The following is a 20116-nucleotide window of genomic DNA, read 5'->3' on the forward strand; positions in this document are numbered from 1 at the left end:
TGGTATAAAAGTTGGAAAAAAAATAGCCCCGCTCGGAATTGACCATGCGGAACTGAGTTAAAAGTAGTGAGGCTTTAAGTATTAGATTGTCTTGTTATAGGCTGATTATCTAAGCTTTTTGCTGAAACGGTAGCCTTGCTTTTCAAAGCCGATTCGGTTGTAGAAAGCTCGGGCCTCTACTTGTTTGATGCGGTTATTCGCTCCGGTAATGAATAAATGATAGCATCCTTGCGCACGTCCCCACTCCTCACCACAAGCCACCAAGCGCTTGCCAATGCCCTCGCCGCGATACTCCCCGCTCACGACCAGCATGGTGATTTGTACGGCAGGATCAGGATAAGCCAAGCTTTGAGCCGTATGCATGCCGATTACTCCGACAACACGACCATCCATTTCTGCAACCATCATATTCGCTTGACTGTCCTCCCGCGCTGTTCCCATAACTTCTTTCATTACACCACAAGTCATCGGGTACCCGACTTCTCTTAGTAGTCCAGTTACGGCTTCGCAATCGCCAAGCTCTACGGAACGAATTGTCAGTACTGGAATCATCACATTGTTAGACATGATTTACCTCCACTTTCAGCATATTAGCAGCTTCTTTGGCCGTCTTCCGTGCTGTTTCCACATCTTCTGCAGCGCTAAGCGCTACAGCCATCCGGCGTCCCGGCTTGGTTTCAGGCTTCCCGAACACTCGCACCTGTGTCCGGGGTAGCAATAATGCATCATGCAGACCGCTTATTACGAAATCCCGCGTAGTCACTTCTGCCTTCAAAGTAGCTGAAGCTCCTGGTGTAAGCAGCGTGACGGATGGCACCGGGAATCCGAGAATGGCCCGCACGTGAAGCGCAAATTCCGACAAATCCTGCGTAATCATGGTCACCATTCCTGTATCATGCGGACGAGGGGATACTTCACTGAATATGACGCCATCAGCTGTTAAAAATAGCTCTACGCCAAACAATCCGTAACCACCCAGTTCATCCGTTATCCTACGGGCAATGTCTTCCGCTTCCGAAAGCTGCTTGTCCGTCATGCCATGAGGCTGCCAGGATTCGACATAATCCCCATCTTTCTGAATGTGGCCAATCGGTGGGCAAAAAGTCGTACCCAAAACCGATCTGACGGTCAATAAGGTAATTTCGCTCTCAAACGGGACAAAAGCTTCCACAATGACACGTGTTGTTTTGGCACGCGCGCCTTCCAGCGCCGTATTCCAGCAGGATTCTGCATCTTCGATTGCCCGGCATACAGACTGCCCTTTACCCGACGAACTCATCAAGGGCTTGACCACGCATGGCGTGCCCAGCTCATGAACCGCCGACCGCAACTGCTCAAAGTTATCTGCAAAACGATAGGCAGCAGTCGGAAGCTCTAATTTCTCGGCAGCCAGCCTGCGGATACCTTCCCGGTCCATCGTAAGACGGGCGGCACGGGCCGTTGGTACTACGTGAAATCCTTCTTGCTCTAATTCTTCCAAAGCACCCGTAGCAATAGCTTCGATTTCAGGTACAATTATGTCGGGCTTTTCCTTACGAATTAGTACCTTCAACGCCTCAGCATCCTGCATATCCAGACAGTGAGAGCGATGGGCCACCTGCATTGCTGGAGCCAGTTCATAGCGATCTACAGCAATACATTCCACGCCAAGCCGCTGAGCTTCAATAATGACTTCTTTTCCCAATTCGCCGCTACCCAGCAGCAGCATCTTCTTAGCCTTGGCAGAAAAAGGAGCACCCCACATCTTGAACTCTTCCCCCTCTGACGAAATTGCTCTGATCTCTTTTCATCTTTATTTTCAGGGTTTAGCTCCAAGAATGCAATAGTGCTCGGCATTAAAATTTACAAAAAACGCGATTTTTTGATCTTTTTTTTACAAAAATCTGAACTGTGCTTCCACCAGCCCCCGATATATTCCATGTTTTTTCATCAATTGTTCATGATTACCACTTTCTTGGATTTCCCCATGATCCAGTACAACGATATGATCAGCATTACGGATGGTGGACAAACGGTGAGCGACCATAAAAGAAGTTCTGCCTTCTAGTAAAACCTGAAGAGCCTCCTGAATTTTCAACTCCGTTTCTGTATCAATACTAGCTGTGGCCTCATCTAGGATAAGAATTCGCGGATTAGCCAGCAAGGCTCGAGCAAAGGATAAGAGCTGTCGCTGGCCCATAGACAGCATTCCCCCCCGCTCCTCTACCTCTGTTTCATAGCCAGCTGGCAAGTGAACAATGAATTCATGAGCATTGACCGCCTTCGCAGCCGCTTCAATTTCCTCATCCGTTGCATCCAAACGGCCAAATCGAATATTATCACGGATCGTCCCCGAAAAAATAAATGTATCCTGAAGTACGATGCTAATCTGGCTTCGCAAGCTCTCCACTGTGACATCACGCACATCATGACCGTCAATCGTAAGCCGCCCTGACGTAATGTCATAAAAACGGCTTAGTAGATTAATAATTGTACTTTTACCTGATCCGGTATGACCCACAAGCGCTATAGATTGACCCGCCTCGACAGAAAGATTAATACCTTTAAGCGCCTGACGTCCCTTTTCATACTCAAAAATGACCTTTTCAAATTGGATGTCTCCCCGAATGGGCGGCAAGGCTATTGCTCCCGGTTTGTTTGCAATATTCGGCTGTTCATCCATAAACTCAAAAATTCGTTCTGACGAAGCCATCGCAACCAGTAACTGATTATACATTTGGCCCAGCCGATTAATCGGCTCCCAAAAGTTCCCAACGTAGTTAGCAAACGCAACCAGTAATCCCACCGTAAGTTGGTCTGTCTGAATTAAATGCGCTCCAAACCAGAACAGCACAAGCGTACCAAATCCTCCGGTAATATCAATAAGTGGGCCAAAAACCTGATTCATGGCAGAAGCCTTATCCCACGATTTTTTGCTAGAGCTGTTCATGTCGTCGAAATAAGCCATGTTTTCCTGCTCCTGCGTATACGCTTGTGTCACACGAATCCCCTGAATAGACTCATTCAAATGAGAGTTGATACGCGAGTTCTTCATACGCACTTCTTGCCAAGCGCGACGGATGCGAACGCGCAGCTTGGTCGAGATCAAAAACATGATCGGAACAGTGACAATTACCGCTAAACCGAGCTTCCAGTTAATAAGCAGCAAAATGACAATAATTCCGATAAGCTGTACGCAGTCAATCAGGACATTCACTGCACCGTTCGTAAATAGATCCTGTAGCGAGTTAATGTCATTCGTCACGCGCACTAATACAGAACCTGCCGGTCTCTTATCAAAAAAGTTAAAAGATAGCTTTTGAATATGCTTGAACAAATCTTCACGCAAATCGTAAATAACCCGTTGACCGATAATATTGGTAAATTTAATGCGGTACGTGCTGGCTGCCCATTGAATTAAATATAACAAAAGCACGGCACCCGTGATGAGCAACAGCAACTTTACGCTGGGCAGTGCAGGCCATGCGGGAGCAATTGCTTTATCAATGGCCAGACTGATCAAATAAGGAACGGTCAGCTTGGTAATGGTGCCGAGAATCATCATGACCAGAAGGATCGGCAAAATCTGACGGGCATAAGGCTTCATGTATGCCAGCAAACGTTTGAATTCTGACCAGTTAAACGGTTTGTCAATGACATCATCATCTTGATAGACAAAGCGCTCATTCGTTGGTTTTTTTAACGGTTTGATTTTTTCTGCGGGTATATTCATGGTCTCACCTGCCCTTCGGATACACCGTCTGGAGCCTGAGCTATGTAATCGGCGTATTGAATATGATACACATCCTGATATGGACCTGGAGTAGCAATGAGCTGTTCATGTGTTCCACGCTGAACGATTCGTCCTTCCTCAAGCACCACGATTTCATTAGCATGACGAAGCGAAGAGATTCGATGAGCGATTATGAATGTTGTTCGACCACGCATAACCTCTTGAAAACCGGTCTGTATTTCATGCTCTGTTTCCATATCGACCGCACTGGTAGCATCATCTAGAACCAGAATCTTCGGATTTTTGAGTAGTGCGCGCGCGATGGCGATCCGTTGTTTCTGGCCTCCGGACAGTCCCAATCCACGTTCTCCGACGACAGTGTCATAACCCAGCGGTAGTTCAGTTATGAATTCATGAGCCTGAGCCAGTTTGGAAACGCGTATGATGTCATCCATACTGACATGGCTTAAACCATATGAAATATTGTTGCGAATAGAGGACGAAAACAAAAACGTCTCCTGAAACACGGAAGAAATTTGAGCACGCAAATCGCGAATCTTTAAATGACGTATATCCTTGCCATCCAACTTGATACTTCCTGCATTCACATTATAAGCGCGCATGAGTAATTGAATAATGGTAGACTTCCCTGACCCCGTTCCCCCTAAAATTCCAATGACTGATCCTGGCGGTGCGTCTAAATTGATGTCAACAACAGCAGGAAGCTTATTTCCGTAAGCAAAGGTAACATGTTCAAACGTAACATGTCCTTCCACCTGATCGGCATTGAGTGTAAGTGCTCCGGCTTCATCGGTTACATCTATGGACTGATTTAGCAGTTCCAAGACCCTTTCACCAGAGGCTTTGGACTGCGTATAGTTATTGATATGAAAGCCTATGCTCCAGATGGGGCCAATAATATACCAAATTAAGCTAAAGAAAGCGACGAGCTGCCCCAAGGTCATTGACTTCTGAATAACCAGATACCCCCCCATGCCCAACAGAAGGACCACACTGACAGAAGCAATCAGTTCCATAGCGGGGAAAAACCGACTCCATAAGGAAGCAGCCTGAATTTGATTACTCTTGTATTGTTCATTACGTACTGAAAATTTCTCAACTTCATAGGATTCGCGGGCAAAAGATTTGACGGTTCGCACACCTGTTATATTTTCTTGGACCGCTGTTGTCAAAGCGCTAAGGGCAATCCGCATTTCCTGAAAGGTGGGATGAATCCGGGATTCAAACTTGAATGTGACGAAGAGCAGCAATGGCATACTGATCATCGTAATGAGGGTGAGCTGCCAGTTAATATACAGCATCATCATAGAGCCGAATACGACCATCAGTAGCACATTGAGGAGTTGGGCAAAACCAAACCCAATAAAGTTACGAATTGCCTCCAAATCACCAGTCAGTCGGGACATGAGATCACCCGTTTTGGCAGTGTCATAATATCTGAAGGACAGAAATTGCAGCTTTTCGTAACAAGCATTGCGGAGTCGGTACGCCAAGTAGTTACCTAGCCGTCCACCAAAAAAACCATGTAAAAATTGCATGAACCCTTTGATGATGACTACTCCCAGCACAGTCAGAGCCAGCGCCGGGACTTTCCCGAAGTCACCGGGGATGATAGCGTTATCAATAAGCCTTTGGAGCAGGTTCGGATACACCAGTCCCAGAGCCGTCGCTATCGCAAGGCATAAAATAGAAAGAAACAGATAGTGTCTCCTCTCGCGAAAAAAAACTTGCAGTTGCCTGAGCACTTCCATGTCAATGTCCCTCCATTAGTTGCACGACGTTGTTATATGGCTTAGTGAAGTTTACCATTCGCGTTCCAAGGCGGCAAAGAGGATAACGAGCCGTATTCAGGCAGGTTATCAAGTGGTGGGTGATTAGACAAATTAAATCGCTTTCTTATTATTGAATATGGCTATTTACTCAGTATTGCTTTCTTTTTGGAGCATGCATAAAACACCGGGTTGTCCCACAACCCGGTGTCCTGAACTTAAATAAATGGTGTACTTATTTATCTTTACTCCAAAGCCGCAATCTTGCCAGCAAGCTCTTCCCAAACCTGTGGCTGCTCACCGCCCATAAGCGCATGCTCCATGCCACGAGTCGTCTCCAGCATTTGCTCTCGAAGCTGAGCTTTCTGCCACGTTTGCTCCTCCTGCATCAGCGTAACGTAAAAAGAAGCCATTCGTTCTCGTTGCTGATCCACAGCTTCCCCGATTTGCTCGCGTAATATCGGCTCCAGTTTGGTTTGTAGATTCGCTCGACCAGTTCCTTCAAAGAATAGCTTTGGATTTTTAAAGCTATTCCAATAATCCTTCCAATGAATGGACTCTTGCAAGGAAATTTCATTTAGCTCGGGAACAGCCCATTTTCTGGATTCAGGAATTGTGCAATCTAGTCCTGGCAACTGATGGTTCATGTGTTCTACGCATTGTTGTATAGCCTTGTGCACCAAAATTTGTCCCGTTTTTTCTAGCCGAAGTGTGGTTGCCAGTAATTCCTGAGACAGCTCCAGTTCGATTAAACGCATCAGCTCACGACCACAAGATGCAAAAGCCGAACGAAGATCACCTACTCCTTCACGCAGAACAGATGGATGAAACGCCTCTGCCATAAATTCTCCAGTCCGATAGGACAGCCTTTGACGTACATGATACAGCAGTTCATCGGTTTCGCCCGATAACACAGATGCACCGTTGCTGTCAGTCAGGTCTAGGAGCGTATGCTCCAATTCCCCACGGATGCGAGTTAATCGCTCGAATCGGATCTCACGTTCTTCCACGCTATACCGGGCATCGGCTGCATGTTGCTCTATGCGGTTCCGCAGCCGGCTCAGTTCCTGCATAGCAGAAGCAATGGACAGACCTGCCAGCTCTTCGGCTGCAAATGCCGAGAAATCATCTTCAAATGCATCAAAACGTGAAGCTGAACGCAATGAAGCCTCTCCCTGTTCGGCAGCTTCCAACGCCAGCATACTGGAAAGCGGATAAATGCGTGGCTTTCGGATTCCATTCGCCTGTAGTTGTTCCTGTACATGCCGGGTAACAGAATGAAGTTCTTCTTCAGAAGAAGCTAGATCTGATGCATTCACAATAAAAAACGTCTGATCGAGCGCCAAGGTCTCTTTAACTCGACCTAGTTGGTTCAGGAACTGTCGGTCGCCTTGCGTAAAAGCATGGTTATAATAGGTGACAAATACAAGAGCGTCCGCATGCTTCATATAGTTGAAGGTCACGCCTGTGTGTCGTGCATTCACAGAATCCGCTCCAGGCGTATCCACTAGCACGATGCCCTGACGGGTCAGAGCGCAATCATAATAAAGGTCGATATGCTCCACAAAGCATGATTTGTGCTCAGACGCAACAAAATCTCGATACTGCTCTAAATCCACCTGAAGCTGTTGTCCCAGCAAGCTTTCAGCTTCTTCCCATCCCGCTGCGGCAGCCTTCAAAAAACTATAATGAGGCCTACCCGCAGGATGGATGCCTTCCGGAGATAAAGCATGAACGACTTCTTGCCAGCCCGCTGCCGCTGGTTCCCCCAATCCTAATAGCCGAAATGAGTATTTAAGATCTTCCCGCAACGCGTCCACTGATTTCATATGGACGTCAGCCGTGGCATGGCGCTCAGCACTTGCAGGCGCCATTATGCGGTTAATCGCCGCTGTCGTCGGATGCGGCGATACGGGCAACACAGCTTCACCCAGCAAAGCGTTGGCGAAGCTAGATTTCCCAGCGCTGAACGCTCCGAACAGCGCCAGCGTAAACTGCCCACCCTCCAGCGCAGCGGCGCGGGCATGTAAATCCCGTACCGCCGTTTGCATGGCAGGGTATGGGCTTACCAGGGCAGCGGCGGCCTTCAATCGGGCCGCTGCTGCATCCAGCCGCGTGCGGCGGCCTCCGGCGGCAGGCTGTGCTGCCGCCGTTCCTGCTAGCGGCTGCGCCGATGCGTTCCGCGAGCCAGCAATACCAGGACGCGCAACGCCCGTTGGCGCCGCAGCTGGCGAGACAGCAGCAGCGGTATCGGGCGCAGGTGCAGGCGCGTCCGCACGGGGCAAGCCGCTTGGCGCGGAAGCCTGCGGCAGCAAGCTGCGCAGTAGGCTGGCGTGCGAAGCCAAGGCTTGCACGCGGGTGCTGTAGCGGCTCGCCGCCTCCGCCTGCGCCAGCAGCGCAGTGCGCGCATCCGCGAGAGCCGCGCGGCGGGCTTCGGCTCGCACTGCAAGCTGGGCCAGCAGGCGGTCTACTAGCGTAAGCGCCTTGCGGCGGCAATCGGCGGTCACAGCAGCACGTAGATCCTTGCAATAGTTCAACGTATACTCCGGCGACAACGCATTTTCCTTCACCGTCTGCTCTACCAGTTGCCGATCCGTTACAGGGCGGATGTCATCCAGCTCCTGCTCCATCGCAGCGGACCACAAACCCTGACCGTCACCCCAAGACCTCAGTAGCTCCCGCACATGAGGAAGCAATTTTCCCTCCACCTGATCAGTCAGCATTCCTGTCAGCCGTTCCAAACGGCTTTCCTTTTCTCGCTCAGTCTTTCCTCCTGCAAACCATAGTCCTGTTTTGAAGCCCGGCTTGCGGCTCTCTAAGTATTCGCTTGCCGCTTCACGTAGCTCCGCTGGCGTCAAATGTGCGTGTTCCAGTAGATGATCCAGCTCTTGACGCAGTTGTTTACGCTCCTGCTCCGGAAGCATCTTCCAGTGTTCATCTTCTTGCTGCAAGGTTTTCTGCTCTATATCCAGGCGCAAAATGGCTTCTTCTCCACCTGCTTCTTTTAGCAGTGTGTTCAGTTCCTCTTCTTCAGCTGCCTGCACAGTCTCCACATGTTGCTCTACCAAATGGTGCATAGAGGACACTAAACTGTATGCCAAAAGCTCTGTTTTTCGCTCCAGCAATTTCGGGATCAGGTGCGTCAACTGTTTCCACTGGTTCCATGGATGATTCTGCTCCTTCAAGGAAGTAAAGAGGATATCCGTATAATGAACCTGCCAGGCATGAAAGCTAGTCTCCACCTCATTACGATAACGTGTAAATGACAGCTCTCGCTCCCGGTGTTTATCGATTTGATTGATAATCAAATATAACGGCTTACCCCAATCCGACAAACTTTTGGCAAAGGACAAATTATTTTCAGATTGGACATGGTTGTAATCCATCACATAAAAAACAATATCTGCCCAATGTAAAGCAGAATGTGTCGCCAGCGCATGTCCGTGGTCTGTGGAATCTACGCCTGGTGTATCCAGCAACACTCCTCCGCAAGATAATATGGGAACATCCTCCCACACTTGAACCGATTCATAGGCTCCACCATTTTTACAATACTCAGCAAGCTCGGACAGGGAGGCCTCCACGATTTCCGGCTCTGGATTTTCCGCTGATTTGGCTGGATGAATGAGCGCTCTCGGACGCCCATAACGGATGGACACTACATTAGCGCTCGTAGGCACCGGTCCAGATGGCAGCACGGTTTTACCACATAGGCTGTTAATCAAGCTCGATTTACCCGCTGAAAAATGTCCACAAAAGGCAATGGTCAGCTCCTGCACATATGCTTTTTCCAGCAGATCACCTGTCGCCTTCGCTCCCGCTTCGTCCCCGGCTTTACGCAATGTATTCTGTATCTGTTCTATCGTATCCAACCACTTTCCCGCATCTCCTGTAATCGTTTGCATCATAAGCTACGGTTCCACTCCTTATCACTTGTCTGCACCAAATAGCTATATTGTAGCATTCCTAAGCCGTTGTGAGAATCATCACATCAAAAAAACTAAACAGCGCTCCCCGCCAGTACCTGGCTTTAGGGAACGCTGTTTTTGTACATGATAATAATAAGTTCATTTTATTCTGTCCAAAACGGATCATTAGGAATAAGTATTTTGGCAACCGAATGCATTTCATCAAAGTCCCCTTAAAGGACAACGACGAAGATATGTATACAACGGGTGAGCCTACTCATCATGTACATTCACCTTTTGGAACATAGGGAACGCGATACCTTAATTCAGGGTGCAAAATGTATGCACACTTCATTGGAATAGGCTCTAGCCATATCAGGATGGTCTGCAAGGTTCATGTATAATGCGCCTTCGGGCTGGATAAACCAGCCGAGCCGCCTACACCGGAACATGCAACGCATGTCGTCCGCTAATTGAAATTAATTGGCTGCAGTCTCAAGCACTGGCAGCAAAATTTCAAATACTTGACCATGCTGTAAAATCGTAATCCCACGGGATTTGTCCTTCATTACGACCACTTCTGGCTTTTGTGACATACGCTCCAGATAATGCTCAGGTACATCACCGGAATGACTAACCGTGATTCCCTCAAGCTCGCGCTCTTCGTTTTCAGCAAATTCTGTTGTTACAATTTGCTCAAAAATATCAGAGAACGCTTCAAAATTGTCTGTATATACCGAAATGCACTTCATACTCTTCATCCTTTTCTACACATAAATGGTTAAACCCTTTGTAACCTCTGTGGGTCTTTAAGCTCTACGTTCCTTATCTTTTCTGATAAGAGACGTTTTCATACGTTTCTTGCCTTCCCTGCACACATCAAGCAACGGACATACCTGACATTGAGGATTTTGAGCTTTGCAATGGTAGCGTCCGAAAAAAATAAGCCTGTGGTGGGTCAAAGACCATTCATCCCTAGGTACCCTCTTCATCAGCTTTTTTTCCACCTCAAGCACTGAATCATCCCACCCTGCAAAACCGAGCCGTTTGGAAATACGCTCTACATGCGTATCTACCGCAATAGCTGGTACATTAAAAGCAGTAGATACTACGACGTTAGCCGTCTTGCGGCCGACACCGGGTAGCTTAACCAGTTGATCGTGCTCTGAAGGTATCTCTCCCCCGTACTGGTCTATTAAAATACGACAGAGGTTATGAATATGCTTGGCCTTGTTTCGGTACAAGCCGATTCTGCGAATATCCTGCTCCAGTTCCTCAAGAGGAACAGCCAAATAATCCTCAGGTGACTTGTATTTTTGAAACAGGTCTGCCGTTACTTTATTGACCATCTGATCGGAGCATTGAGCAGACAATAACACGGCGATCGTTAATTCAAAAGCATTGTCATGGTTCAACTCACAATGGGCATCCGGAAACATCGTACCGATGGTGTCCAATATATGACGTGCGGTTGCTGCATTCACGGAAATCCTACCTCCTACCAAAAAAAACGTCTTGATACGGGATAGCCCGCATCAAGACGGTCACTCTAAATAATCATCCGGAAAGAAACGAATACTATTTGTGCATGACTGCCTGCATAGGCGAGAAATACACTCCTATATTATCATTATCTGTCACAGATTGCACGTGAAAAGTGTGTAAATCCCCAAGAAATTTTCATACCGTCTGATCGGTTAGCGGCTCATGGGATGATCCAAATCTACATGTCCCATTAAGGACTCCAGAGATTGCCCATCTACGAGCAAATCCAGCGTTTTGACTTCCTTGAATTGGAACATCGTTTTCTTCAAGGCATCGATAGCCAATTCCTCGCCGCCAGCTCCCAATCGAGCCTCGTCCGGCAGGGAAATATCAATAGTCAATGCACCGTTATCCAATTTGATCTTATGCACGGAAATTTTCTCGGACCACAACGGGATTAGAGCAGAATCCCCACTCTTTTGCAGAGCTTCAAACGCTTTTTGCAATTTTTCCAGCTCGCTTGGATAGGTAATTTCCTTTTTCTGTTCTTTCAAGCCGTTCTCTTGTGTATCCGTATAGTACACCGTAATCTGCTGTGTTTGTCGATCTCCTGAATTTTCCGTGTCCGTCTTGGTCTTTGTAGGCTCTGTTGACGGAGATGCAGGTGTTTGACTCGCCCCGTTATTCTCAGCAGACTGAGCCGATGGATCAGGAGTCGTCTGTTCAGGTGTACTATTTTGTGCATTAGAAGTTTGTGTTTCCTGAGATGGAGTCGCAGGAGCCGATGTTTGCTTAGAGGCACACCCTGCACCTGCAATGGCGAACAATGCCAGCAGGCCTGCAATTACGATTTTCTTGTTCATATGTCCCCCTCCTTGCTTGACGTTGACAAGCGATTTGTTGAAGATTTATTTTACGTCGAGATACTCTGTGATTCCATCTGCAATCCCTTGAGCTACCCGATTTTGAAAATCTTCATCAAACAGTGTGGCTTCCTCTTTTGCATTACTCAGATATCCTACTTCAAGCAATACGGCTGGCATAGTCGTTTCCCGAATTACATGGAAATTGCCATAACGAATGCCTCGGTCTGTCAGACCCGTCGCAGGAGCAAAGTACTTATGCATAACGTTAGCGAACGCTTTGCTTGCACTACGCTGGTAATACGTCTCTGTACCGTTGGAAGCTGAGCTACCGCTGCTGTTAGCATGAATGGACACGAACACGTTAGCATTAAGGTTTTCAGCTACTTTTACGCGCTGTTTAAGCTCCAAGAATGTATCATCACTGCGTGTCAGCACAACCTCAAGATTGGGGTTCTGCTTTAATATGCTTTCTACTTTCAGAGCCATAGCTAGGTTGAAGGTCTTTTCATAATTTTTTCTCGAAACACCAACTGCACCTGAATCTTTTGCTCCATGACCAGCATCAATAACAACGACCTTTTTACCATTGCTGTTAGTTGGTGATGTCTGCGTGTCATCCGGCTGTGAGCCATCTGGTAACGTTGCGTCTGGCGTGGTATTCACTGAATCCTTGGAAGCCAGATCGACGATAACACGATTCGATCCATCATTATATGCGGTATAATTCATGGCATGTTTTAAATCAATAACAACGCGCACCGTTGAAGGTTCCTTTTGAAACAAAGCATACCGGATACCGGACACATCCGCTTCATTCTCAATGTCCAACGAACCATTTAAGTTGCTATCCAGCTTCTGCTGGTCTCCGAAATTGTCAGCAAACGCAGTCGCTGGCAAATCCACAACTACCCGATCAGGGCCTGTCATCGTAAACGCTTTCGGCTTGACGGCACTGGCTGTTGTGATGGTTAAACGGTTTTGGCTGAAACTAACTCCCTGCACCTGTGTAACACCTGAGTTTGCATTATTCGTTGGCGCAGTAACACTTCCAGTACCTGTACTGTTATTTCCAGACTTGGGAGGTGTAAATTCCCCGTTTCCAGACCCGCTACTGCGGGTATATAATTTTACGGACTTGGAGCTGCTGTCCCATTTTACGTCCAGTCCCATTTGCTCGCCGATAAAACGAAGCGGTACAAGGGCATAATTGGAACGCAGCAGAGGCGAAGCATCCAGACTAATGTCGCTTCCATTGACAGTCGCCGTCTTACTTCCGATTATCATTCGGATCGAGGTACTGTCTTTCTCAATCGTTATGGTTCGCGCCTGCTGCTTCCATGTCACGTCATATCCCAAATTTTCAGAAATTACGCGTAGCGGGACCATTGTACTTCCGCCAATTACTTGTGCCTTAGCATCACTAGGGACACTTAACTGTTGATCGTCGAGATAGATTTGTGTTCCACTCGAAGCCGCATGTCCATAACCCGGAACCGCCCACATGAAGACAAATAATAACAACAAAAAACCAAATTTCTTCATTCGTCACCCTTCCATTCATAATTTTTTTGCCACATGCTCCGGTGCGGCGACCTGATATACGCGCTTATGTAATATCAGACAACCTTTTAGACGTTATCTCACACCAAAAGTTGCGAATATATTCCATCATAACAGAAATATACGTGCCAAAGAACTATTTTTGTCGAATTCTGACTAAAAATATAGATCATTCGCTTTCCGTCAAAAGTCACAGCCAAAAAAACTAAAAAAGCTACTTTTCACCCCCATGAATTTTCATTAAAAGGTGAAAAGTAGCTTTTATTGCTAACATCCTTAGTTAAGTGATTCAGTTGCTCCTGGGCCTGTTCCGAGATACTCCTTCAACCCATCGACAATACCTTCAGCGATCTTCTCCTGTGTTTCTTCTGTGAACATGGCTGCTTCATTTGATAGATTACTAAGGTAGCCACATTCCAGCAATACAGCGGGCATTTGTGATTTTCTCGTCACCACATGGTTTGCCACCCTGATGCCATTATCCTTAAATCCGGTAGCCGCTACAAGATATTTATGCATCGTCTTTGCCAGTGCCAAACTGTCCTGGCGTGCATAATAGGTTTCAGAGCCATTGGTTTTCCCTTTATCTGAAGCTAGCATACTATTACCATGAATGGATACAAACACGCTTGCCTGTTGACTATTAGCGAGTTGTGGTCGTTCATCCAGCGTGGGATACGTATCTCCATTGCGAGTCAATACGATTTGAATGTCAGGATCATTTTGCAGAAGCTGCTCGACCTTTAGCGCTACCGCCAATGTAAATTCCTTTTCATGTCGCCCAGTCACACTACCTGCTCCAGGGTCCTTGCCACCATGTCCGGGATCAATGACGACGATTCGCCGTCCTTCGACATTCGTTGGTGTTACCGCTACTGGATTCACACTATGCTCACGCAATTGAAGGGTGATATCGCCTAGGCCATCGGTTGAAAGATCGTAATCACGTGCTTGATTTAAAGCAATGACAATGCGTACGCCCCCATTCGGTCCATCTGTGGGAGCAAATCTAATTTCCTGCACATCCTCACTGTCACTATTCGTCAACGCCCGCGTGCCATCGGTGCGAATCGGGAACGGCTGAAGAAAATCAGTCGCCAGGGAAGCCCCGGGTAAATCTACAACAATACGATCATTCCCCGTCATTTTGGATACTTTAGGGGTAACATCTTTGTTCAAAGAAATCTTTAACGTTTCACCCTCAAAAGTAATATTTTGTACAAGCAACGCATTCGCTGTGGTCTGTTCTGTACTCTGCTGCTTGGATGGTGAAGATGTAGCTTCAGTATGCTTGTCTGCTTCAACTGGGGTTATTGTCGTCGCTGTTGCTGAAGACGTTTTATTGGTGCTAGTTGTACTCTGTGTTGACGTTTGCGACGATGGTTGGGATTGAGACTGTTTATTCGCTTGTTGAGTTGCAGCCTTTTGACTGAGATTTACGGATTTACTTTTATTATTCCAATCTACTTTCAGCCCCATTTGCTCCCCAACAAAACGCAATGGAACCATGGTCGAGCTGCCTCGAAGCACAGGAGGTGCATCCAGACTAACTGTTTTTCCATTCACATCAGCCGATGTACGGCCTACATACATAGACATATCGGTACTATTTTTTTGAATTGAGATTTTATAGGATTGTGGTTCCCACTTGAACTGATACCCCAGTTGCTCCCCAACCACCCGGAGCGGTACCATGATTTTTCCATTGACCATTTCAGGCTTGGCATCTGCAGGCGCTTCCACCCTTTTGCCATCTAAAAACAAATCTGCTCCAGCCGCATTCACATGAGGGGAGGACGGCCACATCCAAATCAAGATAGCCGTTAGTATCACCCAACCATATTTCTTCATCCTCATTCCCCTAACTTATATATGTATTTTTTTGGTATTTCTCACAAACACAGTCCTTCAACCATTTTACATTTACAATACCATGCTGAGCCGAACCGTCAACCCCTTATTTTCCAATTTATTGTTTGAGCATAATAAAAGCCCGCAGGCAAAAGAATTGCCAGTACGGGCTTTCTGTCTAACAAATGAGCAAGCTATATGGCTTCGTATTGATACTGAACTGGGAAATATGATTATGCGCCTTGTTTCGCAGCGCGTCTTTGTTCATACGCCAGAATTTCAGATTCATGCTGGAGTGTCAGGCCAATATCGTCCAAGCCTTGTAGCAAGAATTGACGGCGATGTTCATCCAGATCGAATTCAATTTTCAGACCATAGTCGTCAGTGATTGTTTTTTCATTCAGGTCTACGTTCAATTGGTAGTTATCATGCTGCGCCGTACGCTGAAACAATTCCTCTACTTGCTCTTCAGATAGCTTGATCGGCAATATACCGTTTTTGAAACAGTTATTATAGAAGATATCTGCATAAGACGGTGCAATTACGCAACGAAACCCATAGTCCATAATCGCCCAGGGCGCATGCTCACGTGAGGAGCCGCAGCCAAAGTTAGCGCGAGAGATCAGCACAGACGCTCCTGCATAACGAGGCTTGTTGGGTTCAAATTCAGGATTGATATTGCCCGCTTCATCAAACCGCCACTCGTAGAACAGAAACTGTCCAAAGCCCGTACGTTCAATTCGTTTCAAAAACTGCTTAGGAATAATAGCATCTGTATCCACGTTCACCCGATCCACAGGTGCTACAATTCCTTTTAATGTTGTGAAAGCTTCCATCGTAATTCCTCCTCTGTATCCTAGCGGACTACTTCTTCCTGCTTGAATTTCCAATCCCGTACATCAACAAAATGTCCATGAATCGCCGCAGCGGCTGCCATTGCTGGAGATACCAGATGAGTCCGTCCTCCGCGTCCCTGACGACCTTCAAAGTTACGATTAGAAGTCGATGCACAACGCTGTCCCGGTTGCAGTACGTCTGGATTCATCGCAAGACACATACTGCATCCCGCTTCACGCCACTCAAATCCTGCTTCTGTAAAAATGACGTCCAGCCCTTCTTCTTCAGCCTGAATTTTCACACGCCCCGAACCTGGTACGACGATGGCCGTTACTTTGTCAGAAACCTTGTAACCTTTGGCAACCTCAGCGGCTGCACGCAAATCTTCAATCCGCCCATTGGTGCAGGAGCCGATAAACACATAATCAATCGCAATATCCGTGATCGGAGTACCTGGCTTCAAATCCATATATTCAAGCGCTTTTTCAGCTGCTTTACGTTCGTTTTCGGTTGGCAGTTCTGCCGGAATCGGTACGGTTGAGGAAATATCTGTACCCATCCCCGGGCTAGTGCCCCAGGTTACTTGCGGAATCAAAGCATCTACGTCAAACTCCAGCACGACATCAAACTCAGCACCTTCATCTGTGACAAGCTCTTTCCACTCAGCAACCGCTTGCTCGAAAGCAGCTCCTTGTGCTACATGTTGACGTCCACGCAAGTAATTGAAGGTGGTTTCGTCCGGTGCAATCATTCCTGCTCTGGCTCCGCCTTCAATGGACATGTTACACACAGTCATGCGCTCTTCCATGCTCAATTCGCGGATAGATTCACCTGTGTACTCAATAACATAACCTGTGGCGAAATCTGTACCGTATTTGGCAATGACACCCAAAATCATGTCCTTTGCTGTCACACCAGGTTTGCGGCGGCCTACAAAGCGAACTTCCATCGTTTTGGCTTTAGCTTGCTGGAGACATTGTGTTGCCATTACGTGCTCTACCTCACTGGTTCCGATACCAAAAGCGAGTGCTCCGAACGCCCCGTGTGTGGAGGTATGGCTATCACCACAAACAATCGTTTTGCCCGGATGAGTCAGACCAAGTTCAGGTCCCATAACGTGAACAACACCTTGATCAACCGTATCCAGATCATACAGTGTGACACCGAAATCACGGCAATTTTGAGTTAATGTATCGATCTGCTGCTTGGAAATCGGGTCCGTAATATTGTAACGGTCCTTAGTCGGCACGTTATGATCCATCGTTGCAAACGTAAGCTCTGGACGACGCACCTGACGGCCGCTAAGACGTAATCCCTCAAACGCCTGTGGCGATGTTACCTCATGTACGAGGTGAAGATCAATGTACAAAATACTCGGCTTACCCGCTTCCTGATAGATGACATGGTTATCCCAAATTTTCTCGAACATGGTCTTTTTACTCATCATTATTCACCCCTGTGTTTTTCGAACCTAGTGGAGAGAAGCTAACGGCTCTCTCTTGAATGTCAACAATATACCACGGGATGTTTGATTGGTCTAAGATATGATATCTATAGAAGTGATAGGTTAAGGCTATAAGGCTGGAGAAGGTGAATATAGGCGGTTCATTGCACTGTTTCTCTATCAGCTCTTAATTAGTAAAAACCTTCGACTAAAAGTCGAAGGTTAAAAAAAGGGTTATACAAATGGATGAATACGATGAACTCTGTGGCCCTTTCTAATTATTACATTAAGAATTTGTTTGAATATTCATACTGTGAAAGCTGAATCAGTTATATATTCTCAGATAATGTTGACAAAATAAGGAATAAACTTGTACAATCAGGAAAATATTTTGTTTAGATTCCATTCTTCGTCGGTAACAAGAATATTGTAACTCGTAATAAGAATCATCTTAGCAATTGCTATAATGGTTCTTTTTTCCTCTACTTTTGCAAAATTGTTTGTATTTGATTTTGTTAGCTCTTAATAACTATATAAAGTATAAAACGAAATATAGTTATATAATTTGATATAAATCACAGGGAATTAACAACAGAGCAAGAATTTTATAAATATCATCCTGATGCGTTTTGTTGCAAAAAAATAGAAAACCGACTACGAGATTCAGCCGAAGATAACATTCACATCCTAAAAAGGAGTTGGAATGATGAAACAAAATGGAATATCCGTTGAACACTACACTCCAATTTTGATTGTCGGTACGGGGATCTCAGGGCTTACTGCTGCTTATTATTTGTCAAAAAACAATATCAAGTACACGATTGTAACAAAAAAGAGTGCACCCAAACAAAGCAACTCCTTTCTTTCAGCAGCAAATACACGTGTTCCCTCAGAGAATGAAATTAATCATATTATTAATCTTACTATTGATAAATGTGGAGCAGATCGATCCGTAATTGAATCGCTATATAGGAATTCCAACATAATTATAAATTTCTTCGAAGAATTGGGTATTTCTTATGAGAAAACATCCTTTGGTATCATGCCTGAATGTATGATTAAATCACATGGGGGAAAGAAATTAATCAATTGTTTATTACAACATATTGAACAACCGATGTGTAATAAAATTTTGATACATTTGGAAAAGTACGATCACGGAATTATCGCAATATTTTATGACACACAATCAGATCAATTTATCAGAATATATACTAATTATTTGGTATTAGCTACGGGGGGATATGCAGGACAATTCTGTTTCAATGATAATTCGCCCGGTTCAACTGGTGAAACGCTAATCTTAGCTAAGAAAATAGGTGCGAGATTAAAGGGAATGTCTACAGTAATGTGTCATCCTTGGTCTATATATAACGGAAGACAAATTTTATTGGGCGGGGTTGTATCTTTGAGTCAAGGGAAAATAATAGATGAGGAAGGAGTTCAATTATTAGAAGATGAATATATTTGTGATGCAATTGCTCGGGATGATTACCACGAAATGATTGATGAGATTTTAAAATTCCAACTAGAATGCATCAAACAAAAAAAGGATATGTACTTAGATATGAGCCATGCTGATGAAAATGTATTAAATGAAAAATTCAAAACATATGGATTTAGTCCTAAGGTAGTTAAAAATAAAAGAATTAAAATTACACCAACGATGCACTATTCTTCAGGAGGAATCGAAATCAATGCTAATGCTGAGGCTATAAACTTGAATCGTGTTTTTGCTACTGGAGAAGCTCAATTTAATGGTGATCTTGGTATAGGAAGAATTCCTGGGCAAGCATTCGCATCAGGGATCGTTTTTGGTAAATTAATTGTTGACAAAATAGCTAATGAAGGTGTTTTCAATACTCAATATCAAACTTCATTTAAAGATCCACCTGAAACGATGCAGCTGTATTCGAAAGAAAATAATGACTTTCCGATTGAAGAGTTTCAGAAAAAGTTGTCAATTCTAATGATGGATTTGATCGCTTCCAATTCATCCGTTGTTTCTCTATCTTTCCATAAAAAAAAAATACAAGAAAGTCAAAATATATTATTAAGTAGAGCAAGAGGATCAGGAAAGCGATACGAGGATATTTTAACATTATTTTTCGGATATTTTGTTGCACTGGAAATTATAGAAGATCTTGAAGCAAAGTCAGGCTTGTTGATTAACCAAAAATAGGATAAAAAGAGTCGCCTTTTCAGCTAATGGTAAGCACAAACCAACCATTCCAAAAAGAGGCGACTCTCATGAATCAGTCTACTTTATTTCAGCCGCTCCGACGTGGATCAGGCTTCGTTAAGGGGTTATTACCCTACCTTCTCCGGAAAAGCCGCTGACGTTCCTTTTGTGTGTCTAAAACGTTGTTTCACCAACTTCTTTAAGGTCGGGAATGGGCCAAACGGCGAACCTTATAGGTTCCTCAGGAACTAATGGGGCTATGCTTTAGAAATTAAATCCCTCGGTGGAGCTTAAGAATCTTTATAAATGAATTAATTTCAAGATGATTACCAGCAATATGAACAGTGCCAAGACAGCAGCTATCGATGTCCAAACTCTTCCGGTGATTCCCTCGTAGTCTCTTTTCATTTCCCCCACACGTAACGCCTCCTTTATTTTAGGGTACTCCTACTCCATAGGCTATGCGAGGTCTTGATTAAAG

The 20116-nt window shown here is 45.6% G+C and carries 14 protein-coding genes; 1 reads left to right on the forward strand and 13 read right to left on the reverse strand.

The window, feature by feature from the left end; all coding sequences use genetic code 11:
• Window positions 1-105: 105 nt before the first annotated feature.
• From MHI21_RS14610 to leuC, 12 genes are all read right to left on the reverse strand, one after another.
• Entirely contained in the window at window positions 106-567 is a 462-nt protein-coding gene (locus tag MHI21_RS14610) for a GNAT family N-acetyltransferase (RefSeq protein ID WP_061831569.1), read from the reverse strand.
• A complete protein-coding gene (gene purT, locus MHI21_RS14615; protein ID WP_341161233.1) occupies window positions 560-1744 on the reverse strand; it encodes a formate-dependent phosphoribosylglycinamide formyltransferase in 1185 nt (394 codons plus the stop codon). Before purT ends, MHI21_RS14610 begins: the two co-directional genes overlap by 8 nt.
• Before the next feature lie 129 nt (window positions 1745-1873).
• Entirely contained in the window at window positions 1874-3712 is a 1839-nt protein-coding gene (locus tag MHI21_RS14620; protein WP_342418424.1) for an ABC transporter ATP-binding protein, read from the reverse strand.
• The gene (locus MHI21_RS14625) at window positions 3709-5484 is read right to left on the reverse strand and encodes an ABC transporter ATP-binding protein (protein ID WP_061831566.1); all 1776 of its coding nucleotides are present in this window, start codon (window positions 5482-5484) and stop codon (window positions 3709-3711) included. Before MHI21_RS14625 ends, MHI21_RS14620 begins: the two co-directional genes overlap by 4 nt.
• Before the next feature lie 263 nt (window positions 5485-5747).
• Entirely contained in the window at window positions 5748-9410 is a 3663-nt protein-coding gene (locus MHI21_RS14630; RefSeq protein WP_342418425.1) for a dynamin family protein, read from the reverse strand.
• A gap of 479 nt (window positions 9411-9889) precedes the next feature.
• Complete coding sequence (locus MHI21_RS14635) at window positions 9890-10162, reverse strand: hypothetical protein (RefSeq protein WP_013310628.1); 273 nt, start codon at window positions 10160-10162, stop codon at window positions 9890-9892.
• A gap of 57 nt (window positions 10163-10219) precedes the next feature.
• Window positions 10220-10894: an endonuclease III gene (nth, locus tag MHI21_RS14640; protein ID WP_023989081.1), complete on the reverse strand. Its 675-nt coding sequence runs from the start codon at window positions 10892-10894 to the stop codon at window positions 10220-10222.
• Between the two features lie 213 nt (window positions 10895-11107).
• Entirely contained in the window at window positions 11108-11758 is a 651-nt protein-coding gene (locus tag MHI21_RS14645) for a GerMN domain-containing protein (RefSeq protein WP_341161231.1), read from the reverse strand.
• A 45-nt stretch (window positions 11759-11803) separates the two neighbouring features.
• Entirely contained in the window at window positions 11804-13303 is a 1500-nt protein-coding gene (locus tag MHI21_RS14650; protein WP_342418426.1) for an N-acetylmuramoyl-L-alanine amidase family protein, read from the reverse strand.
• 294 nt (window positions 13304-13597) lie between these two features.
• Window positions 13598-15172 (reverse strand): N-acetylmuramoyl-L-alanine amidase family protein, encoded by a 1575-nt coding sequence (locus MHI21_RS14655; RefSeq protein ID WP_342418427.1) that lies wholly within the window; start codon window positions 15170-15172, stop codon window positions 13598-13600.
• Between the two features lie 233 nt (window positions 15173-15405).
• Window positions 15406-16008 carry a 3-isopropylmalate dehydratase small subunit gene (gene leuD, locus MHI21_RS14660; protein WP_341161228.1) on the reverse strand — a complete coding sequence of 201 codons (603 nt, stop codon included), beginning with the start codon at window positions 16006-16008 and terminating at the stop codon, window positions 15406-15408.
• 20 nt (window positions 16009-16028) lie between these two features.
• Window positions 16029-17453 (reverse strand): 3-isopropylmalate dehydratase large subunit, encoded by a 1425-nt coding sequence (leuC, locus tag MHI21_RS14665; RefSeq protein ID WP_013310634.1) that lies wholly within the window; start codon window positions 17451-17453, stop codon window positions 16029-16031.
• Between the two features lie 703 nt (window positions 17454-18156).
• Here leuC and MHI21_RS14670 point away from each other — a divergent pair.
• Window positions 18157-19635 carry an FAD-binding protein gene (locus MHI21_RS14670; protein WP_342418428.1) on the forward strand — a complete coding sequence of 493 codons (1479 nt, stop codon included), beginning with the start codon at window positions 18157-18159 and terminating at the stop codon, window positions 19633-19635.
• A 300-nt stretch (window positions 19636-19935) separates the two neighbouring features.
• Here MHI21_RS14670 and MHI21_RS14675 read toward each other — a convergent pair whose 3' ends face one another.
• Window positions 19936-20043 (reverse strand): sporulation protein YjcZ, encoded by a 108-nt coding sequence (locus MHI21_RS14675; RefSeq protein WP_196233322.1) that lies wholly within the window; start codon window positions 20041-20043, stop codon window positions 19936-19938.
• Window positions 20044-20116: the final 73 nt, after the last annotated feature.

This window comes from Paenibacillus sp. FSL H8-0168 (assembly GCF_038592955.1).
Taxonomy (GTDB): Bacteria; Bacillota; Bacilli; order Paenibacillales; family Paenibacillaceae; genus Paenibacillus; species Paenibacillus polymyxa_B.

Bases quoted from the DNA above. Each gene is read 5' to 3' on its own strand.
- MHI21_RS14635 (WP_013310628.1), bottom strand. From the start codon at position 10,162: ATGAAGTGCATTTCGGTATATACAGACAATTTTGAAGCGTTCTCTGAT.
- MHI21_RS14655 (WP_342418427.1), bottom strand. From the start codon at position 15,172: ATGAAGAAATATGGTTGGGTGATACTAACGGCTATCTTGATTTGGATG.
- purT (WP_341161233.1), bottom strand. From the start codon at position 1,744: ATGTGGGGTGCTCCTTTTTCTGCCAAGGCTAAGAAGATGCTGCTGCTG.
- MHI21_RS14610 (WP_061831569.1), bottom strand. From the start codon at position 567: ATGTCTAACAATGTGATGATTCCAGTACTGACAATTCGTTCCGTAGAG.
- MHI21_RS14625 (WP_061831566.1), bottom strand. From the start codon at position 5,484: ATGGAAGTGCTCAGGCAACTGCAAGTTTTTTTTCGCGAGAGGAGACAC.
- leuC (WP_013310634.1), bottom strand. From the start codon at position 17,453: ATGAGTAAAAAGACCATGTTCGAGAAAATTTGGGATAACCATGTCATC.
- MHI21_RS14645 (WP_341161231.1), bottom strand. From the start codon at position 11,758: ATGAACAAGAAAATCGTAATTGCAGGCCTGCTGGCATTGTTCGCCATT.
- MHI21_RS14675 (WP_196233322.1), bottom strand. From the start codon at position 20,043: ATGAAAAGAGACTACGAGGGAATCACCGGAAGAGTTTGGACATCGATA.
- MHI21_RS14650 (WP_342418426.1), bottom strand. From the start codon at position 13,303: ATGAAGAAATTTGGTTTTTTGTTGTTATTATTTGTCTTCATGTGGGCG.
- MHI21_RS14670 (WP_342418428.1), top strand. From the start codon at position 18,157: ATGATGAAACAAAATGGAATATCCGTTGAACACTACACTCCAATTTTG.
- MHI21_RS14630 (WP_342418425.1), bottom strand. From the start codon at position 9,410: ATGATGCAAACGATTACAGGAGATGCGGGAAAGTGGTTGGATACGATA.
- MHI21_RS14620 (WP_342418424.1), bottom strand. From the start codon at position 3,712: ATGAATATACCCGCAGAAAAAATCAAACCGTTAAAAAAACCAACGAAT.
- leuD (WP_341161228.1), bottom strand. From the start codon at position 16,008: ATGGAAGCTTTCACAACATTAAAAGGAATTGTAGCACCTGTGGATCGG.